Source organism: Rhodopseudomonas sp. BR0C11 (assembly GCF_010820945.1).
GTDB classification, from domain to species: Bacteria; Pseudomonadota; Alphaproteobacteria; order Rhizobiales; family Xanthobacteraceae; genus Rhodopseudomonas; species Rhodopseudomonas palustris_H.
In genome coordinates, this window is record NZ_QTKI01000064.1 from 1 (window position 1) to 16952 (window position 16952).

Annotated in this window: 15 protein-coding genes and 1 pseudogene; 6 read left to right on the forward strand and 10 right to left on the reverse strand. The window is 63.7% G+C overall.

Going from position 1 to position 16952, the window contains the following annotated elements:
- Window positions 1-76 (reverse strand): annotated as a pseudogene (locus tag DYI24_RS07735) (urease accessory protein UreG); the annotation flags it as partial.
- 569 nt (window positions 77-645) lie between these two features.
- On the opposite strand from DYI24_RS07735, the gene DYI24_RS07740 reads away from it, so the two are divergent.
- Both DYI24_RS07740 and DYI24_RS07745 read left to right on the forward strand, forming a co-directional pair.
- Complete coding sequence (locus DYI24_RS07740) at window positions 646-996, forward strand: hypothetical protein (protein WP_164571878.1); 351 nt, start codon at window positions 646-648, stop codon at window positions 994-996.
- A gap of 467 nt (window positions 997-1463) precedes the next feature.
- Window positions 1464-1748, forward strand: coding sequence for a hypothetical protein (locus DYI24_RS07745; protein ID WP_011159765.1), 285 nt, complete (start codon window positions 1464-1466; stop codon window positions 1746-1748).
- A gap of 67 nt (window positions 1749-1815) precedes the next feature.
- Here DYI24_RS07745 and DYI24_RS07750 read toward each other — a convergent pair whose 3' ends face one another.
- Window positions 1816-3927 carry a molybdopterin-containing oxidoreductase family protein gene (locus DYI24_RS07750; protein WP_164571879.1) on the reverse strand — a complete coding sequence of 704 codons (2112 nt, stop codon included), beginning with the start codon at window positions 3925-3927 and terminating at the stop codon, window positions 1816-1818.
- 245 nt (window positions 3928-4172) lie between these two features.
- On the opposite strand from DYI24_RS07750, the gene DYI24_RS07755 reads away from it, so the two are divergent.
- Window positions 4173-4385 carry a hypothetical protein gene (locus DYI24_RS07755; RefSeq protein ID WP_246701190.1) on the forward strand — a complete coding sequence of 71 codons (213 nt, stop codon included), beginning with the start codon at window positions 4173-4175 and terminating at the stop codon, window positions 4383-4385.
- A gap of 14 nt (window positions 4386-4399) precedes the next feature.
- Here DYI24_RS07755 and DYI24_RS07760 read toward each other — a convergent pair whose 3' ends face one another.
- Both DYI24_RS07760 and aadR read right to left on the reverse strand, forming a co-directional pair.
- Window positions 4400-5638, reverse strand: a complete 1239-nt coding sequence (locus tag DYI24_RS07760) for a cyclic nucleotide-gated ion channel (protein WP_107345828.1) — start codon at window positions 5636-5638, stop codon at window positions 4400-4402.
- A gap of 52 nt (window positions 5639-5690) precedes the next feature.
- Window positions 5691-6410, reverse strand: a complete 720-nt coding sequence (gene aadR, locus DYI24_RS07765) for a transcriptional activatory protein AadR (protein ID WP_164571881.1) — start codon at window positions 6408-6410, stop codon at window positions 5691-5693.
- 195 nt (window positions 6411-6605) lie between these two features.
- On the opposite strand from aadR, the gene DYI24_RS07770 reads away from it, so the two are divergent.
- Window positions 6606-6926 carry a c-type cytochrome gene (locus DYI24_RS07770; protein ID WP_107346722.1) on the forward strand — a complete coding sequence of 107 codons (321 nt, stop codon included), beginning with the start codon at window positions 6606-6608 and terminating at the stop codon, window positions 6924-6926.
- Here DYI24_RS07770 and DYI24_RS07775 read toward each other — a convergent pair.
- The 3 genes from DYI24_RS07775 to DYI24_RS07785 are packed head-to-tail and all read right to left on the reverse strand — an operon-like array spanning window position 6886 to window position 10027.
- Entirely contained in the window at window positions 6886-8085 is a 1200-nt protein-coding gene (locus DYI24_RS07775; RefSeq protein ID WP_164571882.1) for an ABC-type transport auxiliary lipoprotein family protein, read from the reverse strand. The genes DYI24_RS07770 and DYI24_RS07775 overlap by 41 nt on opposite strands.
- An 11-nt stretch (window positions 8086-8096) precedes the next feature.
- Complete coding sequence (locus DYI24_RS07780; RefSeq protein WP_107345830.1) at window positions 8097-8876, reverse strand: ABC transporter ATP-binding protein; 780 nt, start codon at window positions 8874-8876, stop codon at window positions 8097-8099.
- 2 nt (window positions 8877-8878) lie between these two features.
- Complete coding sequence (locus tag DYI24_RS07785) at window positions 8879-10027, reverse strand: ABC transporter permease (protein ID WP_164571883.1); 1149 nt, start codon at window positions 10025-10027, stop codon at window positions 8879-8881.
- Window positions 10028-10177: 150 nt separating this feature from the next.
- Here DYI24_RS07785 and DYI24_RS07790 point away from each other — a divergent pair, with 150 nt between their 5' ends.
- Window positions 10178-10588 (forward strand): hypothetical protein, encoded by a 411-nt coding sequence (locus DYI24_RS07790; protein ID WP_164571884.1) that lies wholly within the window; start codon window positions 10178-10180, stop codon window positions 10586-10588.
- A 51-nt stretch (window positions 10589-10639) separates the two neighbouring features.
- On the opposite strand, the gene DYI24_RS07795 is transcribed toward DYI24_RS07790, so the two are convergent.
- Complete coding sequence (locus tag DYI24_RS07795) at window positions 10640-13363, reverse strand: bifunctional acetate--CoA ligase family protein/GNAT family N-acetyltransferase (protein ID WP_164571885.1); 2724 nt, start codon at window positions 13361-13363, stop codon at window positions 10640-10642.
- Between the two features lie 139 nt (window positions 13364-13502).
- Window positions 13503-13931 carry a CBS domain-containing protein gene (locus tag DYI24_RS07800; RefSeq protein WP_199851765.1) on the reverse strand — a complete coding sequence of 143 codons (429 nt, stop codon included), beginning with the start codon at window positions 13929-13931 and terminating at the stop codon, window positions 13503-13505.
- A 254-nt stretch (window positions 13932-14185) separates the two neighbouring features.
- On the opposite strand from DYI24_RS07800, the gene DYI24_RS07805 reads away from it, so the two are divergent.
- A complete protein-coding gene (locus DYI24_RS07805; RefSeq protein WP_164571886.1) occupies window positions 14186-15745 on the forward strand; it encodes a bifunctional aminoglycoside phosphotransferase/ATP-binding protein in 1560 nt (519 codons plus the stop codon).
- Here the strand turns inward: DYI24_RS07805 and DYI24_RS07810 are convergent.
- Window positions 15727-16952, reverse strand: a 1226-nt coding sequence (locus DYI24_RS07810; protein ID WP_164571887.1) for a PHA/PHB synthase family protein, incomplete at its 5' end; no start/stop codon positions are given. The two genes, DYI24_RS07805 and DYI24_RS07810, sit on opposite strands and share 19 nt — an antisense overlap.

Below are 16952 nucleotides of genomic sequence, written 5' to 3' on the forward strand. Positions count from 1 at the left end.
GGTCCATCAGCGCAGTCTTGCCCGAGCCCACGGGGCCACCGATGCCGACGCGGAGAGGGCCGTGATGATCCGACATATTGGATTTCCGCTAGGAGATCTGAGGAAAGCTTCCACGCGGCGCAAAACCGATCAATCGTCACCGCGAGCCGGAAATAAGAACGATGCGGCAAGAGATTGCAAGCCGTGAGCAGCGCCGCGCCGTTATCGCTGCGATTCCAAAAGCGTCTACATCCTTCGTCGCCGCTCTATAGGCCGCAGCAGCGGGCTGCTTATGCCGTTGCGGACTGATCTTTCGAGGAATGCCCAGCGTCCTTGGCTCCTTTCCGCGGCTTGGCCTCGGCGGCAGCGGGCCCCTTCTTCGTGATCTTGCCGTAGCGCGACAGCATCGCGAGCTCAGCTTGGCGCGCGGCGACCTTCTCGCGAGCTTATCGGTCGCTTCGTCCCGGAAGGCGGCGAGTTCTTCGATGCTCAGGGAGTCGCGATCGATCTTGGCTATTGGCACCCGCTCCAACTCTCGCGCTGGGCTACCGAGTACCGCTTTCACCGCAACCAACCGTACGATTTATCCACCACCGCAGCCCGTTGGCGGCGATTTCGATTGACGCCCCTGATCAGCGCTCCCAATGATGACTTTTAGGAAGAGCAATGACGACGTCGCAACTGCCAAACTCCGAGTCCGCTGATTTCAGCGACAGCAGCAGCCTGGATAATGGCTCTGAGGACGCGGCTGCGGCGGGCATTCAGACCGGTGCTCGCGGAAATACCGAGTTCCAAACCGACTCACGGGCGCAAATACCTCCGGCGACCAAACACTCCGAGGCTGAAGTGTCTCGTCCTGAAACGATTGCATCGCGAGAACGCGAAGAGATCGCGAAACGCATTGCAGCCTTCCGAAATCTGCAGATCAGCCTGAAGCAAGAGCGCGAGGACTATTACGAGCGCACGCTCGCCCGCACTCGCGCCGCACTCGCGCCAAACGCGAAACAGCCGCGCTGATCAATCGCATTCCACTGTTCTCGTCGCGCTGATATCTCGCCGGCGCCCCCCCCCGATACGCCTTTGGTTGGATGGATTGCGTAGCCCGCGCACACTAAGCGCGACCACGTCCCACCGCGTTATTCGCGACAAATCGTCTCCATCAGCAGCACCGATCCTCGGAAATACACGGCTGACGGGCACCGATTTGCACTCTTGGGTGGCACGTTTCCACTTTGCGAGAAAACCCGGCACGCGCCGGGCCGGTGTAGTGATTTGCAGCAGTTTGACCGGTGTCAACGAGCCAAGACATCGACAAAACGGCGATAGTCACTACGCGCGAGTACCTAATTTCGCCAAATTGCCAACTACACACACTTAAACTAATGCTAACCGAAGCCGCCTCGATCAGTTCGAAATTCTCAATTTCCGAATTGTCGGCACGGAATGGGTGTAGTAGAAGGGCGCTTCACTAAAGGAGCCTACGCGTGGCAAAGAAAGCGAAAGCAAAGACTGCGAAGACCGCAGCGAAGTCGAAGAAGGCCAAGAAGGTCGTGACCAAGGCTGCGGCGAAGACCGCTACCAAGGCCAAGGCCGCCAAGAAGGGCAAGATCACTCGCCGCGAGTACACCAAGGAAGACATCAAGGAGTTGAAGGCGCATTCGAAGGCGCGCACTCCGGTGGCGGAAATCGCCCGTCTGACCAATCGGACCGTCGGCTCGCTGCGCCAGAAGGCGCTGAAGCTCGGTATCGGCCTCGGCCACCAGCGCTGAGCCTGAACGCGCACTCGCGAAGCGATAACGACTGCCGACCTCCGGTTACGACCGGATTAATCGGGCCTCAGTCGCGCTTCGCGAGTGGCGCATCAGCCTTCTTTATCCAGACTTTATTATCGTGAAACGCCGCACCGCCGTGCGGCGCGATTGATTCTGCGCTGGTCAGGACGTTGATTCCACGTCCGCCGCGATGAGCCCGGTTCGGAAACACTGATTCGGCGATCAAGACGCCGCGCCGCAGTCCGCTGCTGAGCCGGACCGTCAGCATCGTTTCCCCCCGGGCATTCCCCAGCATCACCAGATCGCCCTCACCGACGCCGACATCGGCGGCATCGGCCGGATGCATCATCACGTTGGGCTCGCCTTCGCGTGCCTGCGACGACGGCGTCTCGTTGAAGGTGGTGTTGAGGAAGCTGCGGGCCGGGCTCGTAGCAAGCCGAAACGGATGCTGCGCGTCAGCCTGTTCTGTCACCGCCCAGTGATCCGGCAGGCTGGGCATCTCCTGCCACGGTCCCAGCCGCAGTTTGCGAGCGAGGTTGACGTTGCCCCAGTCGACCCGGAAGTGAAACTTGCCGTCCGGATGCGCGAAGCCGTCAAGGAAGTGAGACTCGCGGAAATCCGGCTGCAGATCGCGCCAAAGATCGGCCTCGAGCTGCTCGATGCCGCCATGGCCGCTGGCTTTCAGCGTCGTATCGATGACCTCGCGCGGCGTCATCGCGAACGCCGGATGATCGACGCCGAGCCGCTGCGCCAGCCCCTGGAGCACCTGGTGATTGGAGCGGCATTCGCCGGGCGGTTCGACCAGCCGGGCGCCGACCGAGATGTGCTGATGGCCGCCGCCGTAATACAGGTCGTCGTGCTCCAAGAACATCGTCGCCGGCAACACGATATCGGCCACCAGCGCAGTCTCGGTCATGAACTGCTCATGCACCGCAACGAACAGGTCTTCGCGGGCGAAGCCGGCGCGGACCAACTCCTGCTCCGGCGCGACGGTCATCGGATTGGTGTTCTGGATCAGCATCGCCTTAACCGGCGCGCCGCCATCCAGCGCCTCGGCATCACCGGTGAGGATGCGGCCGATCTTGGACTGATCCAGTACCCGCGTTGCCGGATCGAGCTGATCCAGCCCCTCGATTAGAGTCTTGTCGAAGCCGAAGATCGCGCCGTTGTTGAAGAAAGCGCCGCCGCCTTCGTGCCGCCACGCCCCCGTCACCGCCGGGATACACAGCGCAGCGTGCATCTGGGCGGCGCCGTTGCGGCTGCGGGTAAAGCCATAGCCGAGCCGGAAGAAGCTGCGCTTGGTGTGGCCCACCGCATGCGCAAACGCTTCGATCTCCGCCTCCGGCACGCCGCAGATCGCAGAGGCCCATGCTGGCGTCCGCGTCTTGAGATGCGCCTCGAGATCGTCCGGACAGTCGGTGTAGCGGGCCAGATAGCCGCGATCCGCAAGACCATCGCGAAACAGGACGTGCATCACGCCGCAGGCGAAGGCCCCATCGGTCCCCGGACGCAGAATGATCCGGATATCGGCCTGCTGCATCGTCTCGTTATCGTAGATATCGATGGCCGCGATCTTGGCGCCACGCTCTTTGCGGGCCCGGGCAGCGTGGGTCATCACGTTGACCTGGGTCGAGACCGGATTAGTCCCCCAGATCACGATCAGATCCGACTTCGCCATTTCCCGCGGATCGACGCCGGCGACTTTGCCGACACCGGCCGCAAAGCCCGCCCAGGCGACATTCGCGCAGATCGTCGAGTAAAACCGCGAGTACTTTTTGACGTTGGCGAGCCGGTTGATGCCGTCCCGCATCACCAGCCCCATGGTGCCCGCATAGTAATAGGGCCACACCGACTCCGCGCCGAACTCCGCCTCGGCGGCATCGAACCGCGCTGCGATCTCGTCCAGCGCCTGGTCCCAGGAGATGCGCGCAAATTGTCCGGAGCCCTTCGGTCCGATACGGCGCATCGGATAGGTCAGCCGGTCAGGATGATGGATGCGCTCGGCGTAGCGGGCGACTTTGGCGCAGACGACGCCGGCCGTGTAGGTCTGCCGCTTCGAGCCGCGGAGCCGGCCGATGGTCGAGCCGTCGATCACTTCGACGTCGAGTGCGCAGGCCGAGGGGCAGTCGTGCGGACAGGTGGAATGGCGGATGTCGATCGCGGCACGTTGGTTCATATGCGAATGGTTAGCACGAGTTTTCCCGACTGAGAACGGTACCGGACTATTGCTCGTACGGCGACGGACGCCAGCGACCTGCAACCTTTTGGGCTTTCGGACGTTATGCCGGCACAACAGGGACGTACGACATGCATCCGGCACAGCACATCGAATTTAACCGTTTGGCTCAGGAAATGGCGGCTTGGCGCGCCGTTCCGGCGGACGACCGGTCTCCGGCTCCGGGCTGGTGGTGGGGACCTGCGATGGCGCTCCGCCATGCCAAACAACCGCTGTCGCCGGAAGACTGCCGCAAGTTCGGCCTGCCGCTCGGCGCCTCGTTCGCTGACGCCGGGAATAAAGTGATGGCGTTTCTGGCGGCCCAGCGCTCGTTGACGCGCCCCAGCGAGTTTCCGAAGCGCCGCAGCAAGCACCGCCCGATCAAGATCGCGAACTTGTACGCGATCGCGGCGGAATAAGCGCCCTTAGCGGCTTACGCGTTCTCTTCCACCGAGACGTCGGCCTGTCCCTCGAGATCAGCGATCTCGAGGTTGAGGTTACGGCCGGTACGGCCTTCGACGATTTGGTTGATCTTGCGCGCGATGCTCGGCTCGCGGGCAATCAACGCACGTAGATCGGCGCCATCCAGGACCAAAAGCCGCGTCCGCGACACCGCCCTCACGGTTGCCGAGCGTTCGACCCGCTTTAGCACTGCAATCTCGCCGAAGAAGTGTCCGGTGCCGAGTCGGATGCGGCGGCCCTTGTCCTCAGGCCCCAGCTCGATTTCCACGTCACCTTCGGCAATGAAGTACATCGCGGTCGCGGGCTCGCCCCGGCGGAAGACCACTTCGCCGCGCTCGATCTGCCGCGCCTGCAGCAGCTGCATGATGTGCGCGATGTCTCCGGCGGTGAGATGCGAGAACAAAGGCACTCGCGCCACCATGCTCCAATTCACTATGAAATCGCGCCGATGGATCACCTCGGAGAACGCGTTGGCGACGATGCCGACCGGCAACGCGATCATGATCAGGCCGCAGATGATGGTGGCGGCGGCGATCATCCGGCCGACGCCGGTGGCCGGCACCACGTCGCCGTAGCCGATCGTGCTGAGCGTCACGATCGCCCACCACATCGCATCAGGAATGGTGCCGAACTTTTCGGGCTGCACATGGCCCTCGGCAATGTGCATCGCGGTCGCCGAGACCAGAGTGGCACAAGCCAGGATCACGAGGCAGGCCATCAACGCCCGACGCTCACTCTCCAGCACTTCCAGCAGCGACCGCATGCCCGACGAATAACGGGCGAATTTCAGCAGCCGCAGCATCCGCAGGATAATCAAGACCCGCAGGTCGTCCGGACCGAACAGCGCGATCCAAAGCGGCATCACCGAGATGCAATCGACGATGCCCTGCGGGCTGATCATGTAGGCCCACGCAGCGCGCAGCGGGCTCATGTGGTGGTACGGCAGATGCTCGGGCGCGATCCAGATCCGGATGTAGTATTCGATCGAGAACACCACCAGGCACAGTAGCTCAAGCGCCTGGAACAGCCGGCTGTAGTCGTCGCGCATCGCCGGCACCGACTCCATCACCGTGATCCCGACGCTGAGCACGATGAAGAAGACGATGAAGCGGTTGACGACGACGCCCATGCGCGAGGTCTGCGCCTGGGATTCAAGAATTTCGTAGAAGTAATGCCGGGCTCGGAGATAGGCCGGCGTTTCGTCGCGCATCGGTAGCCTCGGGTGGGATTCCGGGCGGATGCGCGGCCGAAAGTGAAGCGTTTCAGGCCGCGGCGAGCGCGTCGAAGCGTTTCGGGTCCAGCACGCGTACCCCGTCCGGAACGCTCACGATCAGTTTTTCCCGCTCCAACTTGGTGAAGGTGCGGCTTACGGTTTCGATCGTCAGGCCGAGGAAGTCGGCGATGTCCTGACGGCCCATCGGCAGGCTGACGGTTTTGGTGACGCCTTCCAGCCGGGCCAGACGATCGCGCCAACCGACCAGGAAGGCAGCGACCTTCTCCTCGGCGGAGCGGCGGCCGAGCAGCAGCATCTGATCCTGGGCAAGGCTGAGTTCGCGGGTGGCGAAGTCGTTCATGCGGAGCAACATCTGCGGGCGATTTTCGATGAAGCGCAGGAACGGACCGCGGAAGAACTTGCAGACGGTCACGCCGCCGATCGAGTCGGCCGAGAAGGAGTAGCGGTTACCTGGTGCCATTCCGAGGAAATCGCCGGGAAGCGCAAAGCCGATGATCTGGCGACGGCCATCGGGCAGCAGCTTGTACAGGCGAGCGATCCCTTCGATTAGGCTGTAAACCGAATCAGCGACTTCGTCCTCGGAGAACAGCGCTTCCTTCGGCCCGTAACGGACATGCTGGGCGAGACGTTCGAACTCTTCGTGGTCGGCAGGGCCGAGTTCGCCACAGATCGCCAGCCCACGCACCGCGCAGTGCGTCTCACAGCGAAATCCCTCGCAAGTCGTCGTCGGATAAGCGAGATGCGGCATCCATCACTCCATGCGGTCGCCAGACTGAACTCTCCTGGCGCGCATCGCCGTCAACTGACCGCCCATTCTGCGCCAGAAGAGTTAATATGTCGGCAATTCGTCAAGGCAGCTTGACACAGATCAAGGTCATGACACGACCGTCATGCATCGTGCAAGTCGTTGTTTGGCGACCTGTTTTTACCGACCGGGCGGCTCATGGGACGACTACTTGCCTGCACGGCGATCCTGCTAATTGTGGCCAGCCAAGCGGCGGCCGCCGCGACTCCGTCGGAGCGCCGCGGGCTCGGCTTCGCCAAATCACACTGCGCGCGCTGCCACGCCATCGGCCGCAGCGGTAAAAGTCGGCTCGAACAGGCCCCGCCGTTCCGCACGCTTCACACGCGCTATCCCGTCGAGACGCTGGCAGAGGCGTTTGCTGAAGGTATTTATACCGGCCACCCGCGGATGCCGGCATTCGAACTCGATCCAGACCAGATCAACGACCTTTTGTCGTACCTGAAGACCTTGGAGCGGTAATCGCCCTGCCCGGGGGCGTCGAGGCCCGCTCGGCGTCGGCATGACCGGTTGCGAGCGCCTGCGCTGCCCACGGCACCAGCTGCTTGGCGATGGTATCGAATGACTTGTCGAACGCGGTGACGGCCGCAGCCGGTTCAGGCTTGTCGAGCGGCGTCGCCTGCTGAAACAGCTTGGCCGCGACCAGCTTGCCTTCCTTGTCGATGATCTTGGCGCTGAACGCGATTTCGGCGCGAAGCGCATCCGCTTCACCGATCACCTGAAAACTCCTGATATCGGTCAGCAGTTGGTAGTCCGGCTGCACGGCATCGTTCGGGCGCATCGGCGCGTGGGCGATGTCGTAGTTTTCGAAGCTTTGGATCAGCTTCTCCTGCAGCATCTTTGGGAGGCTGTCGCTCCACTGCGCGCCGGCAAAGGCCGGCACTTCCAGTCCGGGCGCCAGCAGCATCTTCTGGCTGTCGAACAGAACCACCGTATTGGATTCCGGAATGGTGAGTTGCGCCTTGAGCGGCGGCGATGGCGGCGGGAAGCCGGTCGCGGCCGACAGGTCGTACACCACCTTCTTCACCACCGGTTCGTTCGCGCCGGTCATCCGCTCGACGCCGCCGAGGATCCCGTCCAGCTTCTCGGTCTTCCCCGCCAGCCACTCCGAGAACGTCTTGAAGTTGGCGATGGTGTCTTTCAGCGGACCGGAGTTTTCGCCCAGCACGGTATCGACCTTGCGCAGCGCCTCGCGGGCAGCCTGGGTCATACTCATGCCCGCTCCCGGCTCCGCAACAAGCGTAGTGGCGATCGCCGAGCCGCTGAGCTGCTTGCCGCCTTCGAGCGCCACTACCGGCACCCCGGTCAGGCCCTGAAAGTCCAAGCCAACCTTGGTGTCCGGACGGACCGGCGTCGACGGCGCCACCGCGATGGTCGCATCGACCCGCCGCGGATCATCGGAGGCGAGCGACAGCGCCGTGACTTCGCCGACGCGGATGCCGTTGAACAGCACGGCGGCGCCGACCAGCAGCCCCGGCACCGGGTCGCGGAATTGGACGTGGTAGCTGGTGCGCGCACCGACGCCCGAAGTGTTGTGCAGCCAGAACACGAAGCCGAACACCGCAAAGATCGCCGCGAGTACGAACGCACCGACGATCACGAAAGGAGCACGAGTTTCCATGGCGTGGCGTCCTAGTCCTGTCTGGGCTGGAGCATCGCCGAGCGCTTGCCGTGGAAATAGGCCCGCACCCAGGGATGTTCGGATTGCAGCAATTCGCGCATCGGTCCCACCGCCACGATCTTGCCGTCGGCCAGCGCCGCAACGCGGTCGCAGACGACGTTGAGGCTGGCGAGATCGTGGGTCACCATGAACACGGTGAGCCCGAGCGTTGTTTGCAGGGTCTTGATCAGTTGATCGAAGTCACCGGCCGCGATCGGGTCGAGGCCGCTGGTGGGTTCGTCGAGAAACACGATCGAAGGATCGAGCGCCAGCGCACGGGCCAGCGCCACACGCTTGGTCATGCCGCCGGACAACTGCGACGGGTACTTGTCCCAATCGTCGGGCGCGATGCCGACCATCTCCAGCTTGGCAGTGGCGATCTCGTCCTGCAGCTTCTCCGACATGTCGAGCATCTCGCGCAGCGGGAACTGCACGTTCTGCCGCGCGGTGAGCGAAGAGAACAGCGCCCCCTGCTGAAACAGGATGCCCCAGGTCGCCGCCACTGCCCCGCGCGCCCGGCCGAAGCCGCGCTCGGTATCGTGGCCCATCACTTCGATATGCCCGCTTTGCTTGGGGATCAGCCCGATGATGGTACGCATCAGCACCGACTTGCCGCCACCCGAAGCGCCGACCAGTCCGAGGATTTCACCACGGCGAACATCGAGCGACAGATGATTGAGGACGGTCTGCCGGCCGAATCCGACCACGAGGTCGGCGACGCGGATGGCATAGAGTTGAGCGAGCGCGTCCATCGCTACATCCCGATCGACGCGAAGAACACGGCGAACAAGCCGTCGAGCACGATCACCAGAAAGATCGACTTCACCACCGAGGTGGTGGTCTGCAGGCCGAGCGACTCGGCGCTGCCCTTGACCCGCAGGCCCTCGCTGCAGGCGACGATGCCGATCACCAGCGCCATGAACGGCGCCTTCCACATCCCGACCTGGAAGGAGTTCAGCGACACGGCCTCGTGCAGCCGGGCGATGAACACCGACGGCTGCATCCCTCCATAGAACCACGCCGTCAGCAGGCCGCCATACAGCGCCGCCATCGAGCCGATGAAGGCCAGGATCGGCAGCGCGATCACCAGCGCGATGATCCGCGGCAGGATCAGCACCTCAACTGGATCGAGTCCCATGGTCGAGAGCGCGTCGATCTCTTCCCGCATCTTCATCGAGCCGAGTTCGGCCGTATAGGCACTCCCCGACCGGCCGGCGACCATGATGGCGACGATCAGCACGCCGATCTCGCGCAGCACCAGGATGCCGACCATGTCGACGACATAGGAATCAGCACCGAACTTACGGAAGTGGAAGATGCCCTGCTGTGCGATGATCGCGCCGATCAGGAAGGTGATCAGCACCATGATCGGGATCGCCTGCCAGCCGACCCTGTAGACCTGGTAAGTCAACGAGGTCAGTCGCAGCGAGCGCGGCCGCCGCAGCACACCCAGCAGCGCGGCACCGAGGGCACCGAGCATTTCCAGAAACACCGCGATATCAGTGGTGGCGCTCCAGGCCGACCGACCGATCTCGTCGAGCTTCGCGATGATCGGGTTGGGCTTCGGATGCGGGGTCGGCCCACGACGATTGAGCTGCCGCACTTCATCGATCAGCTCCGCGTAGCTCGCGGAAATGCCTTTGAACTGCGCGGTGCGGCCGGCCTGCGCGGCGCTGCGCGACAGCTTTTCGAGCACCCAGGCGCCGATCGTGTCGATCTCGCCGATCTCCGCCATATCGATGGTGAGCGACTTCGCCGCCGCGATCTGAGGAGCAACGTCGTCAGACAGCTGCTCCATGAATTTGCTGTTGGTCGCGGTCCAAGCCCCTTTCGGCTTGAGCTCCAGCGTATCGCCATCGGTCTTGGCATTCAGCACAGGCGCGAGGCTCACGGCTGGTCCCATCCGGTCTCGAAGGCCAGCATGCGCTGCTCCGTTTCGATTCGCCCCGACGCGTTGCAGCGCACAGTTTGCGTCGTGTACCGCGATTGATGCAAATCAATTATGCCGCTTCTGCTCTGCGTCAGCATCGTGTGCGATGCCAGGAGCGAAACAATGACCAAAGCTACGCCCTCCGCAATCCTAAACACCTCGTTGCCGGCGTGCTTCCGCCAGATCCGGCTCGAACTCGCACGAGAACCTGGACATCCTGAAGGCGAAGCGAACATTGCCTATGTGATCATCGCGCCGCTCGACGGCAATGACCGGATCGACGCCGAAATCTGGAAGAAGCACCGCGAAGCCTGCCGTGTGGCACGGCAGCGGCCGCATCAGCCGGACAGCCTCGGTCACCTGGTGCACCGTCCGGGTGGATCATGGGCATTTCAATATGACACTGCTGCGAAACTGCCCGACGAAGCCGGCTATCACTTCGCCGACGAACGTTTCGTCCAGGGTGAGTACGTGTCGCTGCGCGAGGAAGGCGACATGCACACCTTCCGTGTGGTCTCGGTGAACCGGCTGTAGCAAGCACGGCACAGCTTCATAATGAGGAGGCGCTCTCGGGCGACGCTGTCGTCACACCGATCTGGCGGCGCGCGCGGCTTCTTCGGTCAGCGGTAACCGAACGTTAAGGATGTCCGGCTCGGACGCATCGGTTTTGGTCTCGAAGCCGAGATCGCGGCACATCCGCAGCATCGCGGTGTTCTCGCGCAGCACCTGGCCGCAGACATAATGCAGGCCTTCGGAACGGGCGTATTCGATGATCAGTTTCATCAATGCCCAACCGAGCCCTTTGCCCTTCAGATCGGAGCGCAGCAGGATCGCGTATTCGCCGCTCTCATAGATCGAGTCCGAGTGAATGCGGACCACGCCGAGCATTTCGCCGGTGATTTCGTCGAACGCCACGAAGGCCATCGCGCGGGCGTAGTCGATCTGCGACAGCCGGGCGATGAAAGCGTGGCTGAACTCCTTCATCGCCGCAAAGAACCGCAGCCGCAGATCCTCAGGCGTGACGTGCTTGAGGAATTCGTGGATCGCCGGCTCGTCGTCCGGGCGGATCGGCCGTGCCAGCACGCGCCAGCCGTCTTTCACGGTCAGATGCCGCTCCCATTCGGTCGGATACGGCTTCACGGCGAAGTGCGAATTGCCGAGGCCGGCGAATTTACGCTCCGGCGGGCGCACCACGACGCGGGCGTCGATCGCCACCACGCCGCTTTCGTCGGCGAGCAACGGGTTGACGTCGAGTTCGCGGATCTCCGGCAGGTCGGCCGCCATCTGCGACAGCTTCACCAGCGTCAGCGCCACCGCACTTCGCTTCACTTCGGGCACGTCGCGATAGGCGCAGAGCAGCTTGGAGACACGGGTACGTGCGATCAGCGACTCGGCGAGCGGCAGATCGAGCGACGGCAAAGCCAGCGACCGATCGTCGATCAGTTCGACGCCGGTGCCGCCCTGGCCGAACGCGATCACCGGACCGAAGGTCGGATCGTCAGCAATGCCGATGGTCAGCTCGCGCGCCTTCGGGCGCAGGATCATCGGTTGCACCATCACGCCTTCGAGCCGCGCGTCGGGGCGCAGCTTGGCGGCGCGCGCCATGATTTCATTCACCGCAACGCGTACCGCTTCGACGCTAGTGAGATTGAGCACCACGCCGCCGATGTCGGACTTGTGCGGGATGTCGCGCGACAGCACTTTCACCACCACGGTGACGCCCTGCGACAGGAACGACGACGCCCACGACACCGCTTCCTCGGCATTGGTGGCCGCCAGCGTCGGGATCATCGGGATCTGATACGCCGCAAACAGACCGCTGATCTCCAGCGGATCGAGCCAGGTGCGGCCTTCGCGCAGCGCCTTCTCGACGATCGCCCGGGCCGTCTCGGTGTCGGGGTCGAAATCCTTCGGCAGCGATGGCGGCACTTCGGTGAGAAGCTGCACCGCCTCGCGATAGCGCACCATGTTCATGATGCTGCGAACTGCGTCGTCCTCGGTCGGATAGTTCGGGATCGAGGCGGCGTCGAAGGCATGGGTGACCGCCTCCTCGGCGCCGACCCAGACCGCAAACACTGGCTTGAACAACGTGCGGCGAACCCGCTCCTCACCGACCACACGGATCACTTCGCGGGCGATGTCCCGCGGCGACGCGACCGCGGTCTGCACGTTCATCACCAGGATCGCGTCATTATCCGGATCGGAGAGCAGCATCGACAGCGTCGCCGCATAACGCTCGGCGTCGGCGTCACTGGTGATGTCGATCGGATTGAAGCCGGACCACGAGGTCGGCAGGATCGCGTCGAGCTTCTTGTGCAGATCGGCCGACAGCGTCGCCGGCTCGCCGCCGAGTTCGGCCAGACGGTCGACCGCCAGAATGCCGATGCCGCCGCCATTGGTGAGGATCGCGACCCGCTTGCCGCGCGGCGCGCTGACGCGGCCGAGCGTCTCGGCACAGTCGAACAGCTCGCGCAGATCGTACACCCGCAGCATGCCGGCGCGGCGGAACGCGGCCTCATACACCGCATCGGCGCCGGCGAACGCGCCGGTGTGGGTCGCAGCAGCTTTTGCGCCGTGCGCCATGCGGCCCGACTTCACCACCACCACCGGCTTGACCCGCGCCGCGGCGCGCGCCGCCGACATGAACTTGCGGGCGTCGGTGACGGCTTCGATGTAGAGCAGGATCGCGCGGGTCTCGAGATCGGCTGCGTAGAAGTCGAGCATGTCGGCGATATCGACGTCGAGCTGATCGCCGATCGAGACGATGCCGGAGAAGCCGATCTCCTTGACGGCGGCCCAATCCACCATGCCGGCCGCAATCGCGCCCGACTGCGAGATCAGCGCCAAATTGCCCCGCCGCGGCATGTGGGCCGCGAAGCTGGCGTTGAGATTGACGCCTGGAATCATGATCCCGAGACAGTTCGGCCCGATCAGCCGGATGCCCGACTTGCGCGCGGCGCGATTCGCGGCTTCCGCATAGGAGCCTTTGCCGCGCCCCATCTCCGAACTGATGATGATCGCACCGGCAACGCCGAGTTCGCCGGCTTCGGCAACGACCTTGGCGACCGAGCGCGGCGGCGCCGTAATGACAATCAGATCCGGGACGAAAGAGAGTTCCGCGAGCGAGCCGACGGTCTTGATGCCGCCGATCTCCGGGTAGCGCGGATTAACGACTCCGATCTGCCCCTTAAATCCCGCCTCGCGCAAATTGGTCAGAACCGCGCGGCCGAGAGAGGCCGGCCGCGGACTAGCGCCAACGACCGCCACGGCTCCGGGCGACAGCAGGGTGCTCAATCGATAGGTCGACATCTCACCTCGACACCGGACGGCCGGCCGCGAACGGCAGCCGTCGCACGATCCGGAATCTGCGCGGGAAAGGTGTACGACAGTTGCTGCAACAAGCCAATGTCCGCCTGGCGCGACGGAGGGACGCGTACTGCTCGCGCAGTTAGCGTACCTTGGTGAAGGTCGCCAGCGCCTTGATGACGTCCTCGCGCGAGATGATACCATCCAGCTTGCGATCGGCGTCCAACACCGGGATGCTGCGGGTCTGATGTTCGACCATCAACTGCAACACCCGGGTGAGCTTGGTATCGGAGTGCACGTAGAGGAAGTCCCCCGACATGATGTCGCCGACGGTCCGATTCATCAGGTCGTCGTAATGCGGCAGCATCTGGGTCGGGTGGAACGCGAAACAACTCAGGAAATCGTACTTTGTCACCATGCCGATGACACGCTGATCCTCCACCACCGGATAGGCGTTGAAGTCGTCGTGCTCGAACTTGTCCTCCAACTCGCGCATGGTCAGTTCGCGCGACACGGATTTCACCGCTCGCGTCATATGGTCGGCAACGGTTGCCTCTAGAAACTTATACAAGACCGGACCCAATCACTCGGAATTTTCGCCAACGATTTGTGGCGACCCAATGGCGGCCCTGCTAATCGTCGTTGGTGTGCAAATTGACCGCAGCTTTGGCGAATTGAATTGATCAAGGTCAAACCACCGGCAATTCGGGGCGCCGCTTGTTTTTCCTACAACAATGCTCATGATCTGCCCGCCAGGATTGCGCAATCGGGATGCAACGTGATCCATCCTCGGACAGTTCCGCAGCCGCCTAAGTAGTAGTCCCGATGTCCGCCCCAGACGCCCCCTCCACCGCCCCCCAGCAACAAGAGGTCTTCGACTTCCTGGGCCGTGGCGCCGGCGACACGCCCGTCGTGCAGATCGACACACATGGCGCAGCGGTTTTTCTCGAGGGGAACCGGGCGCTGAAGATCAAGCGGGCCGTCAAATTCCCATTTCTGGACTATTCGACCCTCGCCAAACGAAAGATCGCCTGTGAGCAGGAGCTAGCCGTCGGCCGCCGATTCGCGCCCGCGATCTATCGCCGTGTCGTGCCAGTCACACGCACTGACAAGGGCGCTTTACAGATCGGCGGCGACGGGCCCGCGGTGGAATGGGCCGTCGAGATGATGCGCTTCGACGACAGCGCCACGCTGGATCATCTCGCGCGCGCTGGTTCGCTCGGCTCTGGGCTGATCGACGCCGTCGCCGATGCGATCGCCGCCTCGCATCAAGCCGCGCCTTTGGCGGAGACTGCACCTTGGGTCGCATCGATCGAACCGATCCTGGCTGACGACACCAACGAGCTTGCTGCAGGCGGTTTTGCCGCGGCCGACGTTGCGACGCTCGACAAGAGCAGTCGCGATGCGCTCGGCCGGCTGCGCCCGTTGCTGGAGCAGCGCGGTGCCGCAGGCTTCGTCCGCTGGTGCCACGGCGATCTGCACCTCGCCAATATCGTGGTGATCGATGGCAAGCCGACGCTGTTCGACGCCATCGAGTTCGATCCGGCCTTCGCCTCGGTCGACGTGCTGTACGATCTCGCCTTCCCGCTGATGGACTTGCTGCACTACGGCCGCGGCAGCGACTCCGCACAACTCTTGAACCGCTATCTCGCGGTGACGAGCGCGGACAATCTCGATGCGCTGTCGGCACTGCCGCTGCTGCTGTCGATGCGCGCCGCGATCCGCGCCAAGGTGATGCTGGCACGGCCCGCCGCCAATGAGACGATCAGGCAAGCCAATCGGGCGATTGCCGAATCCTATTTTGATCTGGCGCTGCGGCTGATCGCGCCGCCACCGCCCCGACTGATCGCAGTCGGCGGGCTATCCGGCACCGGCAAATCGGTGCTGGCTCGCGCGCTCTCAGGCCATGTCCCGCCCCTGCCCGGCGCCGTGGTGCTGCGCTCGGATGTGGCCCGCAAACGGCTGCACGGCGTCGCCGATACCGAACGGCTCCCGGCGACAGCCTACACCGCCGAGGTGACGGAGGCGGTTTATCGCGGCCTAGCCGAGCGCGCCGCGCATATCTTGAAACAGGGACATTCGGTGATTGTCGATGCGGTGTTCTCCAAGCCCGAGGAGCGCCACGCGATCGAAGACGTTGCGGCCGAGCTCGGCATCCCGTTCCACGGCCTGTTTCTCACCGCCGATCTCGCCACGCGGATCGCACGGGTCGCCGGCCGGATCGGCGATGCCTCCGATGCGACGCCGGAGATCGTCCGGCAGCAGCAAAGCTACGCGCAGGGCGTGATCGGGTGGACCACGATTGACGCCGGCGGCACGCCGGCCGAGACGCTGTCGCGGGCGCTGGCGGCGCTGCCGCAGGCCGCTCAGGTCTGCAGCACGTAGCGGCCCGGCGCGGCCGGAAGTGCACCCGGATCGACGTCCGGCAATCCGATGCGCGGCGGCGCGACCGGCTCGCCGGAACGGGTGCCGAGCCAATGCACCCATTCGGTCCACCACGAGCCTTCGGCGTGGGGTGCCTGCTTCAGCCAATCGTCGGGCCCGACATACGGACCATCGGCTTCCTTGGTCATCACTTGATAACCATGTGCCTTCGGGGATGGCGGCGAGACGATGCCGGCGTTGTGGCCGCCGCCGGTCAGACAGAAGGTAACGTCGGCATCGGCCAGCAAATGGATCTTGAACGTCGACCGCCACGGCGCGACGTGATCACGCTGCGTGCCGACCACGAAGATCGGCGTGTGGATGTCGGACAGCGCGATCGGCCGGCCATCAACAGTGTAACGGCCTTCGGCCAGATCGTTGTCGAGGAACAGCTTACGCAGATATTCGGAGTGCATCCGATACGGCATCCGCGTGGCATCGGCATTCCAGGCCATCAGGTCGTTCGGCTCGGAGCGCACGCCCATCAGATATTCATGCACCAGCCGCGACCAGATCAGATCGTTGGAGCGCAGGATCTGGAACGCGCCGGACATCTGCGTGGTGTCGAGCACGCCGCGATTCCACATCATGTCTTCGAGGAACGCGACCTGGCTCTCGTTGATGAACAGCGTCAGCTCGCCGGCCTCGGTGAAGTCGGTCTGGGCGGCGAACAGGGTGATCGATTTGAGCCGGCTGTCGCCGTCGCGGCCCATCGCAGCCGCCGCAATCGACAGCAGCGTGCCGCCGAGGCAATAGCCCACCGCATGCACCGGCCGTTCCGGCAGGATCGCACCGATCGTGTCGAGGGCGGCCATCACACCGAGCCGGCGATAATCTTCGAGCGAGACATCGCGATCCGCGGCGGTCGGATTGCGCCACGAGATCATAAAAACGGTGTAGCCCTGATCGGTGAGATACTTCACCAGCGAATTGTGCGGCGACAGATCGAGAATGTAGTACTTCATGATCCAGGCCGGCACGATCAGGATCGGCTCCGGCCGCACCGTCTCGGTGGCTGGCGCGTATTGGATCAGCTCGATCAGCTTGTTGCTGTAATCCACCTTGCCGGGCAGGACCGCGACGTCCTTGCCGACGACGAAATCGTGCTTCGGCTCGTGCGCCATCAGTTCGAGCAGATCTTCCCACCAGTTGCGAAAACCGTCGGCGA

Excerpts from the sequence above, each read along its gene's own strand:
- DYI24_RS07740 (WP_164571878.1), top strand. The coding sequence starts at position 646 with ATGACGACGTCGCAACTGCCAAACTCCGAGTCCGCTGATTTCAGCGAC.
- DYI24_RS07750 (WP_164571879.1), bottom strand. The coding sequence starts at position 3,927 with ATGAACCAACGTGCCGCGATCGACATCCGCCATTCCACCTGTCCGCAC.
- DYI24_RS07755 (WP_246701190.1), top strand. The coding sequence starts at position 4,173 with ATGGCGCTCCGCCATGCCAAACAACCGCTGTCGCCGGAAGACTGCCGC.
- DYI24_RS07760 (WP_107345828.1), bottom strand. The coding sequence starts at position 5,638 with ATGCGCGACGAAACGCCGGCCTATCTCCGAGCCCGGCATTACTTCTAC.
- aadR (WP_164571881.1), bottom strand. The coding sequence starts at position 6,410 with ATGCCGCATCTCGCTTATCCGACGACGACTTGCGAGGGATTTCGCTGT.
- DYI24_RS07770 (WP_107346722.1), top strand. The coding sequence starts at position 6,606 with ATGGGACGACTACTTGCCTGCACGGCGATCCTGCTAATTGTGGCCAGC.
- DYI24_RS07775 (WP_164571882.1), bottom strand. The coding sequence starts at position 8,085 with ATGGAAACTCGTGCTCCTTTCGTGATCGTCGGTGCGTTCGTACTCGCG.
- DYI24_RS07780 (WP_107345830.1), bottom strand. The coding sequence starts at position 8,876 with ATGGACGCGCTCGCTCAACTCTATGCCATCCGCGTCGCCGACCTCGTG.
- DYI24_RS07785 (WP_164571883.1), bottom strand. The coding sequence starts at position 10,027 with ATGGGACCAGCCGTGAGCCTCGCGCCTGTGCTGAATGCCAAGACCGAT.
- DYI24_RS07790 (WP_164571884.1), top strand. The coding sequence starts at position 10,178 with ATGACCAAAGCTACGCCCTCCGCAATCCTAAACACCTCGTTGCCGGCG.
- DYI24_RS07795 (WP_164571885.1), bottom strand. The coding sequence starts at position 13,363 with ATGTCGACCTATCGATTGAGCACCCTGCTGTCGCCCGGAGCCGTGGCG.
- DYI24_RS07805 (WP_164571886.1), top strand. The coding sequence starts at position 14,186 with ATGTCCGCCCCAGACGCCCCCTCCACCGCCCCCCAGCAACAAGAGGTC.